Genomic DNA, 9,733 nt, shown 5'->3' with positions numbered 1-9,733 from the left:
AGAAGAAATGCTTCTTCTCTTATTATCCGGTATTAGCCCCGGTTTCCCGGAGTTATCCCCGTCTTACAGGCAGATTACCCACGTGTTACTCACCCGTCCGCCGCTAAATCAGAGGAGCAAGCTCCTCATCATTCGCTCGACTTGCATGTATTAGGCACGCCGCCAGCGTTCATCCTGAGCCAGGATCAAACTCTCCATAAAAGTGTTTGTCTTGCTCGATTTAAAACTGACGGAATTAATTCTTAATTCCTTACCTATTTCTTTTGTTCAGTTTTCAAAGAACTGTGTGGCTTGTCTTTTTCCGAGACAGCTTTATTATCTTACCGAATGGAAGTTATAAAGTCAAGCACTTTTTAAAATTTCTTTTTTGATCATTTTTACGATCATATGGTGGGCCTAAATGGACTCGAACCATCGACCTCACGCTTATCAGGCGTGCGCTCTAACCAGCTGAGCTATAGGCCCGTAAAAAATAATGGAGCGGGTGATGAGAATCGAACTCACGACCAGAGCTTGGAAGGCTCTTGTTTTACCACTAAACTACACCCGCATAAGTATGGTCGGGAAGACAGGATTTGAACCTGCGACCCCCTGGTCCCAAACCAGGTGCTCTACCAAGCTGAGCCACTTCCCGTAAATATGGCGCGCCCTGAGAGATTCGAACTCCCGACCTTTTGATTCGTAGTCAAACACTCTATCCAGCTGAGCTAAGGGCGCCTATTTTAATGTATTCTATGTTATAAGTTAAAGTTGGTGCGGTCGAGAGGACTCGAACCTCCACGGGGATACCCCCACTAGCCCCTCAAGCTAGCGCGTCTGCCATTCCGCCACGACCGCGCGGCTAGATGCCAGCGCATGAGCACTGCAACTTATTGAGAAAAATTAATATGGTGCGGGTGAAGGGACTCGAACCCCCACGTCAAAGACACTAGATCCTAAGTCTAGCGCGTCTGCCAATTCCGCCACACCCGCATATTAATTTGAAAATGGTGAGCCATGAAGGACTCGAACCTTCGACCCTCTGATTAAAAGTCAGATGCTCTACCGACTGAGCTAATGGCTCTCATTTGAAGTGTTTTTAAACACTTATCTTAAAAAGAAAAAATGGCTGGGCTAGCTGGATTCGAACCAACGCATGTCGCAGTCAAAGTGCGATGCCTTACCGCTTGGCTATAGCCCAACACCTTAGAAATAATGGCGGACCCGACCGGGGTCGAACCGGCGATCTCCTGCGTGACAGGCAGGCATGTTAACCACTACACCACGAGTCCATCAATCTATAGGTATTACTTTTATGAAAGTATATGGTGACCCGTACGGGATTCGAACCCGTGTTACCGCCGTGAAAGGGCGGTGTCTTAACCGCTTGACCAACGGGCCAGATGGCAGAGAAGAAGGGATTCGAACCCTCGCACCGCGTTAGCGATCTACTCCCTTAGCAGGGGAGCCCCTTGAGCCACTTGGGTACTTCTCTGTATGGCTCCACAGGTAGGACTCGAACCTACGACCGATCGGTTAACAGCCGATAGCTCTACCACTGAGCTACTGTGGAATGTCTTTTAAGGACAATTAATATCATAATTGTTTTCGCCTCAGATGTCAACTACTTTTAGAAGTTTTTTCTGAGCCGCATTCGCGTTACGATACCTCTTTAAAAGCTATGTAATAGGTATGTCTAACAGCGACTTTATTAAATTACCACATACCTATATTCGAAGTCAACACCCTATTTTAAAGAAACCTGTTTTAATTTCCCTCTGCACTTTCCACACACATATCTTTTCGTATCAATTTTCCTCTTTCTTTTATAAGACTGCATACAGTCTGTACACATATAAGCGTATTTATAACTCTCTGTTCTTCGTTTTTCCGGGATGGATTGACAGAAACGAGAGCCTCCTACTTTATTCAGCCAATATTTGAAGTCATCGTCACCGTGCTTATACCCCCTACCTTCAATATGCATATGATAGTGCACGAGCTCATGCTTAATGACGCCAATCAACTCCTCCATACCGAATGCCTCATAAAGATGAGGGTTCATTTCGATATCATGAGATCGTAACAGATAACGTCCTCCTGTTGTTCGCAGCCTTCTATTGAATCTCGCTTGGTGGCGAAACGTTTTATTGAAGAACTGAATCGAGATTTCCTCAGTTAACTTCTGCAATTCTTCATTCGTCATGGTCAAGCTCCTTACATTTCAAGTTCACATCAACAAGCTCCTATACATAGACTAATACACAAATAACGGATTGGGAAGTTCAAGGAGGTTCTCTATATGCCAACATGGTTTAAAAGACAGCTCCGTCGTGCTTATTATCAAAAAGACCGTTACCAAATCCGCTTACTTAATCAATGCTGGTTCTTTTATAACAAAAAACACTCCTCCAGTGAAGAGTAATCCACTGGAGAAGTGCTTTATCTTTTATCTCTTACTTTGGCGAAATCATCGTTAGTGCAATTCGCTGTTTCGCCACATCTACAGAATCTACCCATACGGTTACAACTTGCCCTACGCTTACTACATCCATCGGATTTTTTACAAATCGATCAGTAAGTTTAGAGATGTGAACAAGCCCGTCCTGTTTAACGCCTATATCTACAAACGCACCAAAATCTACAACGTTTCGAACCGTTCCTTGAAGCTCCATCCCTTGTGACAAGTCTTCCATCTTAAGAACATCTGTTTTAAGGACTGGCCCAGAGAATGCATCACGAGGATCTCTTCCTGGTTTCATGAGTCCTTCAATGACGTCTTTTAAAGTTGGAACGCCAATATCTAGTTTTTCTGATGTCGCTTCGAGTGAAAGTGATTTTAACTTTTCTGCAAGAGCGTCAGAACCGATATCCGCCGGTTTGAATCCAAGTTCTTTTAATAAAGCTTTCGTTGCCGGATAGCTTTCCGGGTGTATACCCGTCTGATCAAGTGGTTGATCCCCGTCTACTACACGTAAAAATCCGATACATTGCTCATACGTTTTTGCACCAAGACGAGGAATCTTCTTAAGTTCTGTTCTATTCTTGAACTTTCCTACCTCGTTTCGCTTAACAATTATGTTCTGCGCAACGGTTTTGGACAATCCTGATACGTATTGAAGAAGAGACGATGACGCTGTATTTACGTTAACACCCACTTGGTTAACCGCTGTTTCAACAACAAAAGAAATTTCTTCACCCAATCTTTTTTGAGAAACATCATGCTGATATTGACCAACTCCAATAGACTTTGGATCGATTTTAACAAGTTCAGCTAATGGATCTTGAAGTCTTCGCGCTATGGATACCGCGCTTCTTTCTTCAACTTGGAGGTCCGGAAACTCCTCTCGAGCGACGGTGGATGCTGAATACACACTCGCTCCCGCTTCATTAACGATGACGTAAGCTACCGATTTCTCTAGGTCTTTTAATGTTTCAGCAATAAATTGCTCTGTTTCACGTGATGCTGTTCCGTTTCCGATCGCAGCGATCTCAATATCATACTGATCGATCAGTTTTTTTACAACAGCCGCCGATTTTTCGACCTCTGATCGCGGCGGTGTCGGATAGATCGTCTGGATATGAAGCACTTTACCCGTTTCATCGACTACCCCTAGTTTGCAACCCGTTCTATAGGCAGGGTCAACTCCTAGAACAACTTTTCCTTTGAGTGGTGCTTGTAATAGAAGACTTCTTACATTTTCAGAAAAAATATGAATTGCCCGCTCTTCCGCTTGTTCTGTTAAAGCAGCTCTAATTTCTCGTTCGATGGAAGGTGCAATCAATCGCTTATACGCATCTTCAATCGCTTCAATAATAAAAGGTACAGCCGGTGAGCTCGAGCGTTTCACTACTTTTCTCTCCATCTTCGAAACGATCAGTTCTGAAGGAGCAGCAATCCCTACTCTTAAAATATTTTCTTTTTCCCCACGATTAGCGGCCAAAACACGGTGTGGAACAATCTTACGGATGGGTTCTTGGTATTCATAGTACATTTCGAACACTTTTTTCTCATCCAACTCTGTATTCTTTCCATCTGTTTTGATCTCGCCTTTTGAAAACGTGTCTTCCCGAATCCATTTTCGCATATCTGCATCGTCAGACAGCATTTCAGCAATGATATCTTTGGCACCAGACAATGCATCTTCAGCAGAATTGACTTCTTTTTCTTCGTTTATGTATGATGCCGCTTCCGCAAGTGGATCATCATTTCTTTGCTCTAGCAACCACGAAGCTAACGGTTCGAGACCTTTTTCTTTCGCTACTGTCGCCTTTGTTCTTCTCTTTTGTTTGTATGGACGATAAATATCTTCTAAATCTTGAAGCTTTTGCGCTTTTGCAATTGCTGCCGTTAATTCTTCCGTTAATTTTCCTTGTTCTTCTATTAAACGAAGGATCTCTTCTTTACGGGAAGCTAAGTTTTGCAAATATGTCCATCGGTCCATAATGTCTTTGATCTGTACTTCATCTAACCCGCCCGTTAATTCTTTTCGATAACGAGCAATAAATGGGACTGTGTTTCCTTCTTCAAGAAGAGCAATAACTTGGTTAATTTGTTTTCCTTTTACGTTCAATTCGGTTTCCATTGTTTTCAATGCTTGTTCACTAATAGGTTGTCCCAATAAGAACACTCCTTTTTCAATCAATTAGTACTATTATAAACCAAGGAAGTGGTGGCGTAAAAATTGCACTCTTGTGAGTAGTCGATTTGCGTTCCAGATGCTAGCTTTCCACGGGGCGTGTGGTGAGCCTCCTCCCGCTATCCGCCATTAGGAGTCTCAACCTGTCAAAGAAGTGAACTATAGAAACGAGCTATTGATAAAACAAAAAACACCACCCTACAAACTAATGAAGGTGATGTTTTACGAGATTAAATTTATTTGTCCGACGAGACATGTTGCATCGTCATTGATGTCTTGAGGCAATCCACTTATATAGAGGACCGACTCTTTTGGTGATATCATTTTCGTTAACAACGAACGGCTCTGCGTATGAATATCCATACCATCGGAATAGAGCATCAGTGTTAACTCTTTTACAAACTTAAAGTCCTGTACTTTAAATTTTTCGGGCTTTCCTACGAGAAATCCAACTTTCGGCAAAGGATGTATCGCTCTTTGTCTTTCAGCAGAGATCATAAAACGGATGTTACCAACTCCTGAATAAGTAGCAGTATGATTATGATAATCGACTTTAACAATAGCAATCACTGCACCGCGAGTATGTCTTAGCCCCTCATTACAAAGGTGCATTAAACGCTCAACAGATTCATGATGATTTTGATCGATAATTTCAGTAGCGGCCCCAGAAGCTTCTTTTGCCATCTTACCGCTCCCTAGACCATCCGCTACTGCACATATCAAATAATCTTCCGTTTCTTTCACATAAAAACTATCTCCGCAAAGATCATTTCCCTTTTTTGGTTTCTGATAAGAGGAAACTGATGCCCTGCTAAACTGAAAGTGTTCGATCATTTAAGAGCCTCCGAAGGTGATACTCGCAAAGCTTCTTTTAGTTTTTCAAGTGCTCGTCGTTGAAGTCGGGAAACATGCATTTGAGAAATATCTAAACGTTCTCCCGTTTCCTTTTGACTTAAATTCTCGAAATACGTACATTGAAGGATTTCACGTTCGCGTTCAGAAAGAACACCGAAAGCTTTTTCCAGCAGCATTCTTTTATCAATTTGATCAAAACCAGCATCATTGGAACCAACTAGATCGAGTAGTGTAACTGTACTTCCTTCTTGATCAGCTTCAATGGAACTATCTACGGATAGAGCTTGATAACTTTTGCCCATCTCCATCGTCTCTAGAACTTCTTCTTCAGAAACTTCTAGGTACTCTGCAATTTCAAAGATTTTCGGTGATCTCTGTAAACGAGTAGTTAGTTCTTCCACGGCTTTCTTGATTCTTGGACCTAATTCTTTAATTCTACGAGGTACGTGAACACTCCATGTTTTATCACGGATAAAACGTTTGATCTCCCCGACGATTGTTGGAACAGCGAAAGATTCAAATGATCTTCCAAATGTTTTGTCGTACCTTCTAAAAGCAGCAAGCAATCCAATCATACCGACTTGTACTAAATCATCATGAATGCTCTTGCCTTTAGAAAACTTTCGAGCTAGCGAATGAACTAAGTCTTGATACTGCAAGACGAGATTAGTCTGAATTTCTTCATTCTTCGGGTCTTGCTGTAGTTCATCGATCCAAGCATAGACTTGTTCTTTACTGTGAAGGCGCTGGTGAGATTCTGTCGACATGTTCCTCCACCTCATCTCTGTGAAGATACTTTGTCATCATTACAACGACACCGGCTTCACTGCTTATTTCTACCTTGTCCATTAATGTATCTATCAGAAAGAGGCCTAAACCTCCCTCATGCAGTTGATCAACTGATTTACCATCTACAGGGCCAAGATTTTTTGAGATAGATTCGACGTCAAAACTTTTTCCTTGGTCGACAACCGTAATTTCCATGCGGTCATCATATATATTACAGCCAATACGAACTTGGCCTTTGTCTTCAGTATCGGTATAGGCATGATTGACAACGTTAGTAACAGCTTCTGATACTGCGATCTTGATATCTTCAATTTCGTCAAACGCAAAACCCATGCGGTTTGCCAGGCCTGAAATCGTTAGCCTGACGACGCCTACATAATCCGGTTTTGCAGGGACCTTCATTTCAATATAGTCGGACGCTGTTCTCATAGCGCCTCCCCCTTTACTCCACTTTCAATATCCATTACTTCCGTTAATCCAGTAATTTCAAAAATACGTTTAACGCGTTCTGTCATGCCTCGTAATTTTAAAGAGCTGCTATTTGCTTTGGAAGATTTTAATGCTCCCACGAAAATACCTAGCCCTGTGCTATCCATATAATCAATTCCAGAAAGGTCTACAATTACGATGTTTCCTTCTTTTTCAGTTAAAGGAAGCATCACTTCTTTTAACTTAGGAGCCGTATACGCATCAACTTCTCCGGAAAGTTTTAGTTCGTATGTTTCATTTATTTGATCTTGATTTATTTGCAAATTCATTTTATTTCCCCCCAAGCTTTGTATGGAACCATATAAGGTACCTTTACCCTAATCAAATACTGCTTAAACCAGTCGTTTTAAAATAATTAAAGTAAAATCATCTCTGAGCTCAAAGCCTTGAAGGCGATCGAGCTCTTGAAATACATTTTCCACAATCTTCTGAGAGGGTAGATCCATATATTTACGAATAAGAGATACAACTTCTTCTCTTTCAATGAACCCTTTGCTTGTTCTACACTCGGTCACTCCGTCTGAGAGAAGGACGATCATATCTCCCACTTCTATGATCTTTTCATACGGATGATAGGTAGTTGTTCTGGAAACACCTAGAACAAGACCTTTTGCGATCAAGTCATGAAACTCGTCTTCCTTAGCGTGATAGAAAAAGCCTGGTTCATGACCAGCACCCGCATAGTAAAACTTATGACTTTCAGGTTCATAAACCCCATGAAACATCGTGATGAACATGTTGCTATGAACGTTTTGCTCAACGACACGATTAAGATTCTCCAAAAGCAGATGAGGCTTCATCTGTTCTTCAGGCAAACTGTCCATCGCATACTTAATCATAGACATACAGAGTGCAGCGGGTATGCCTTTACCGATGATATCTGCTACAGCGACACTTAAACTGTTGCCGCTCTTAACAAAATTATAATAATCACCGTTCATTTTTTTAGCAGGAACACTGACGACTCCTATGTCCAACTGGTCAAATTCTGGGACATCACTGAGTAGTAGCGTCTGCTGCATGCTCGCGGCAACTTCAATCTCTGATTCAAGCTGTTGTTGCTTATCACGTAAACTCTGATGCTCACGATAAGCAAATCCGTAGCCGATCATCGCTTCGAGCAGAAAGTCAAAAGAGTCTCTCATTTCTTCAGACATATCCGGAAACAGCTGATCCATCACTTGGATGTGTAAGCTGACAAGATCTTCTGGTGAGATTTGCTGTTCTAATAACTTTCTGCTGAATTGTTGTCCTTTATAGAGGGTCGTCTCTGTTTTGGCTTTTAGATAGACCGATAATAAATCTTGGTAACGTTCCGTTAGTGCGTCTTTTGCGGTCAAGAGCTCTCCTCCTAACGAAGCCATTTAGTAGCTGATATCTCCGTTCCCACATCAACCGTGGATTCAATTGAGAATTCATCCATTAAACGCTTCACGCCTGGTAATCCAGCTCCTAATCCGCCAGAAGTGGTATATCCATCTTCCATAACTTTTCGGATCTCTCGAATTCCAGGACCATTATCTAAGGCTACGATTCGCAGTCCTTTTCTTCCTAATTGATCAATTGGTTCGATGCAAATCTTACCTCGTCCTGCGTATAAATAAATATTACGGGCGAGTTCAGATATCGCTGTTGTTATTCTTGCTTGATCAACGTTTCCGAAACCTAGCTCTTTCGCCATGTTTCTTCCGAGTTGACGGGCACTTACGATGTCCCACTCGTTGCGTACTTCCACACAGGATTGGATGTCCATAATCATCCCTCCAGTTCCAGACGCAATTTATCAAGCCCCTGTTCTAAGTCAAGTGCTGTCGAAACTTCCCTCATTGAAATTCCAAGATCAATTAAAGTAATAGCAACTGCTGGTTGTATTCCTGTTAATACAACTTGAGCTCCCATTAATTTTGACATCCTCACCACATCTCCAAGAACTTTAGCTATAAAGGAGTCGATCATATCTACTGACGTTAAGTCAATAACAACTCCTTTCGCACCTGTATCGTGAATTTTATTTAGCAAGTCTTCTTGAAATTGAAGAGCTGTCTGATCATCCATTTCAACTTGGATGGTGATCAATAAATATTCGTGCAATTTCAAAATAGGAATTCTCATTTTTTTACTCTCACTCCCTATTTATTGCTAATTAACTGCTGGTTTGTAATTTCAAGAGCGTTTTCCATACCCTTTTGAAGCGTACTTTTCGTAGGGAACAAGCTTAGATCGATTCCTAAGCTTACGATTGTTTGAGCGATTTCAGGACGTATTCCTACTAGGATACACGTAGAACCTAATAAACGCACAGCATCTGCTGCTTGAATAATATGATGAGCTACCATCGTATCCACGACCGGTACACCCGTTATGTCAATGAGTACTACTTCTGAGCGGTATTTAATCACTCCGTTCAAAAGGTTTTCCATAATCAGTTTCGCGCGTTCTGTATCAATGGATCCGATAAGAGGCATAACACTAATGTTTTTGAAAACTGGAATCAATGGAGCGGAAAGCTCTAATAATGCTGTCTTTTGTACGGAAACCGTTCTCTCCCAAATCTGAGATGAGTTTTCTACAACACGATTCAGAATCGGGTCTAACCAGCGATCGATCTCGCGGTAAACAGCCGCTACTTTCTCTTTGTCGTTTTCCGTCTCGACTAAAAGATTTAACACGACACGACGTGCCGCTTGAAGTCCTTGCGTTAAATAACTTAATGGTAAACCTGTATGAAGAACTTGATCAAAAAAATCATCAAGTGTTCCGTCTTTAGAAATATCGTGAAAATTGATGTGCTTGATTAACATAGCAAAAAACTGTTGGTCCGTTTCTTCACTAAACTTTAAAGTTGTTCCAATCAGTTCTTTTTCTTTAAAGAGCTTAACTTCATTAAGCCAATTATTTTTTAGGGTTTCTTGATTTTCATTGATCATCTGTACAATCAAGTTGTCCAATTTTTCTTGCACCCCCACTACATGTAGTCTCAA

The 9,733-nt window shown here is 41.5% G+C and carries 11 protein-coding genes, 12 tRNA genes and 1 rRNA gene; 1 reads left to right on the top strand and 23 read right to left on the bottom strand.

Annotated features, from left to right (window positions below; all coding sequences use genetic code 11):
* The 14 genes from I5J82_RS19045 to I5J82_RS18980 form a co-directional block, all read right to left on the bottom strand.
* Window positions 1-201: ribosomal RNA gene (locus tag I5J82_RS19045) — 16S ribosomal RNA — on the bottom strand; the annotation flags it as partial.
* Window positions 202-388: 187 nt separating this feature from the next.
* Window positions 389-465, bottom strand: a tRNA-Ile gene (locus I5J82_RS19040).
* Window positions 466-476: 11 nt separating this feature from the next.
* A tRNA-Gly gene (locus I5J82_RS19035) sits at window positions 477-550 on the bottom strand.
* A 7-nt stretch (window positions 551-557) separates the two neighbouring features.
* Window positions 558-634, bottom strand: a tRNA-Pro gene (locus I5J82_RS19030).
* 6 nt (window positions 635-640) lie between these two features.
* Window positions 641-717: transfer RNA gene (locus tag I5J82_RS19025), tRNA-Arg, on the bottom strand.
* Between the two features lie 34 nt (window positions 718-751).
* Window positions 752-837 (bottom strand) — tRNA-Leu (locus tag I5J82_RS19020).
* A gap of 51 nt (window positions 838-888) precedes the next feature.
* A tRNA-Leu gene (locus I5J82_RS19015) sits at window positions 889-972 on the bottom strand.
* Between the two features lie 15 nt (window positions 973-987).
* Window positions 988-1,063 (bottom strand) — tRNA-Lys (locus I5J82_RS19010).
* Window positions 1,064-1,105: 42 nt separating this feature from the next.
* A tRNA-Gln gene (locus tag I5J82_RS19005) sits at window positions 1,106-1,180 on the bottom strand.
* A 15-nt stretch (window positions 1,181-1,195) separates the two neighbouring features.
* Window positions 1,196-1,271, bottom strand: a tRNA-Asp gene (locus I5J82_RS19000).
* Between the two features lie 34 nt (window positions 1,272-1,305).
* A tRNA-Glu gene (locus tag I5J82_RS18995) sits at window positions 1,306-1,380 on the bottom strand.
* Window positions 1,381-1,383: 3 nt separating this feature from the next.
* A tRNA-Ser gene (locus tag I5J82_RS18990) sits at window positions 1,384-1,474 on the bottom strand.
* Between the two features lie 3 nt (window positions 1,475-1,477).
* Window positions 1,478-1,552 (bottom strand) — tRNA-Asn (locus tag I5J82_RS18985).
* A 174-nt stretch (window positions 1,553-1,726) separates the two neighbouring features.
* On the bottom strand, window positions 1,727-2,185 hold the full coding sequence (locus I5J82_RS18980) for a SprT family protein (protein ID WP_198769342.1): 459 nt from the start codon (window positions 2,183-2,185) through the stop codon (window positions 1,727-1,729).
* Window positions 2,186-2,281: 96 nt separating this feature from the next.
* On the opposite strand from I5J82_RS18980, the gene cmpA reads away from it, so the two are divergent.
* A complete protein-coding gene (cmpA, locus tag I5J82_RS18975) occupies window positions 2,282-2,404 on the top strand; it encodes a cortex morphogenetic protein CmpA (protein ID WP_137792088.1) in 123 nt (40 codons plus the stop codon).
* A gap of 31 nt (window positions 2,405-2,435) precedes the next feature.
* Here cmpA and I5J82_RS18970 read toward each other — a convergent pair whose 3' ends face one another.
* The 9 genes from I5J82_RS18970 to I5J82_RS20570 all read right to left on the bottom strand — a co-directional run bounded on the left by I5J82_RS18970 (window position 2,436) and on the right by I5J82_RS20570 (window position 9,700).
* The gene (locus I5J82_RS18970; protein ID WP_198769345.1) at window positions 2,436-4,565 is read right to left on the bottom strand and encodes a Tex family protein; all 2,130 of its coding nucleotides are present in this window, start codon (window positions 4,563-4,565) and stop codon (window positions 2,436-2,438) included.
* 276 nt (window positions 4,566-4,841) lie between these two features.
* Window positions 4,842-5,453, bottom strand: a complete 612-nt coding sequence (locus I5J82_RS18965) for a SpoIIE family protein phosphatase (RefSeq protein ID WP_198769341.1) — start codon at window positions 5,451-5,453, stop codon at window positions 4,842-4,844.
* Window positions 5,450-6,241, bottom strand: coding sequence for an RNA polymerase sigma factor SigB (sigB, locus tag I5J82_RS18960; RefSeq protein ID WP_198769340.1), 792 nt, complete (start codon window positions 6,239-6,241; stop codon window positions 5,450-5,452). The genes I5J82_RS18965 and sigB overlap by 4 nt, the downstream gene beginning before the upstream one ends.
* On the bottom strand, window positions 6,207-6,692 hold the full coding sequence (gene rsbW / locus I5J82_RS18955; protein WP_144704766.1) for an anti-sigma B factor RsbW: 486 nt from the start codon (window positions 6,690-6,692) through the stop codon (window positions 6,207-6,209). Before rsbW ends, sigB begins: the two co-directional genes overlap by 35 nt.
* Window positions 6,689-7,021 carry an STAS domain-containing protein gene (locus I5J82_RS18950; protein ID WP_198769339.1) on the bottom strand — a complete coding sequence of 111 codons (333 nt, stop codon included), beginning with the start codon at window positions 7,019-7,021 and terminating at the stop codon, window positions 6,689-6,691. The genes rsbW and I5J82_RS18950 overlap by 4 nt, the downstream gene beginning before the upstream one ends.
* A gap of 63 nt (window positions 7,022-7,084) precedes the next feature.
* Window positions 7,085-8,092 (bottom strand): PP2C family protein-serine/threonine phosphatase, encoded by a 1,008-nt coding sequence (locus I5J82_RS18945; protein WP_198769338.1) that lies wholly within the window; start codon window positions 8,090-8,092, stop codon window positions 7,085-7,087.
* Between the two features lie 11 nt (window positions 8,093-8,103).
* A complete protein-coding gene (locus I5J82_RS18940) occupies window positions 8,104-8,505 on the bottom strand; it encodes an anti-sigma regulatory factor (RefSeq protein WP_066285716.1) in 402 nt (133 codons plus the stop codon).
* A gap of 2 nt (window positions 8,506-8,507) precedes the next feature.
* On the bottom strand, window positions 8,508-8,864 hold the full coding sequence (locus tag I5J82_RS18935; protein WP_066239455.1) for an STAS domain-containing protein: 357 nt from the start codon (window positions 8,862-8,864) through the stop codon (window positions 8,508-8,510).
* Between the two features lie 17 nt (window positions 8,865-8,881).
* A complete protein-coding gene (locus tag I5J82_RS20570; protein WP_269819611.1) occupies window positions 8,882-9,700 on the bottom strand; it encodes an STAS domain-containing protein in 819 nt (272 codons plus the stop codon).
* Between the last annotated feature and the right edge of the window lie 33 nt (window positions 9,701-9,733).

It is taken from the genome of Fictibacillus halophilus (assembly GCF_016401385.1).
GTDB classification, from domain to species: domain Bacteria; phylum Bacillota; class Bacilli; order Bacillales; family Fictibacillaceae; genus Fictibacillus; species Fictibacillus halophilus.
This window is presented reverse-complemented; position numbering and strand designations above follow the sequence as displayed.

What these genes read in the sequence shown, in the direction of transcription:
- I5J82_RS18935 (WP_066239455.1), bottom strand. Translation starts at nt 8,864, where the DNA reads ATGAGAATTCCTATTTTGAAATTGCACGAATATTTATTGATCACCATC.
- I5J82_RS18970 (WP_198769345.1), bottom strand. Translation starts at nt 4,565, where the DNA reads ATGGAAACCGAATTGAACGTAAAAGGAAAACAAATTAACCAAGTTATT.
- I5J82_RS18940 (WP_066285716.1), bottom strand. Translation starts at nt 8,505, where the DNA reads ATGGACATCCAATCCTGTGTGGAAGTACGCAACGAGTGGGACATCGTA.
- rsbW (WP_144704766.1), bottom strand. Translation starts at nt 6,692, where the DNA reads ATGAGAACAGCGTCCGACTATATTGAAATGAAGGTCCCTGCAAAACCG.
- I5J82_RS18980 (WP_198769342.1), bottom strand. Translation starts at nt 2,185, where the DNA reads ATGACGAATGAAGAATTGCAGAAGTTAACTGAGGAAATCTCGATTCAG.
- I5J82_RS18950 (WP_198769339.1), bottom strand. Translation starts at nt 7,021, where the DNA reads ATGAATTTGCAAATAAATCAAGATCAAATAAATGAAACATACGAACTA.
- sigB (WP_198769340.1), bottom strand. Translation starts at nt 6,241, where the DNA reads ATGTCGACAGAATCTCACCAGCGCCTTCACAGTAAAGAACAAGTCTAT.
- I5J82_RS18965 (WP_198769341.1), bottom strand. Translation starts at nt 5,453, where the DNA reads ATGATCGAACACTTTCAGTTTAGCAGGGCATCAGTTTCCTCTTATCAG.
- cmpA (WP_137792088.1), top strand. Translation starts at nt 2,282, where the DNA reads ATGCCAACATGGTTTAAAAGACAGCTCCGTCGTGCTTATTATCAAAAA.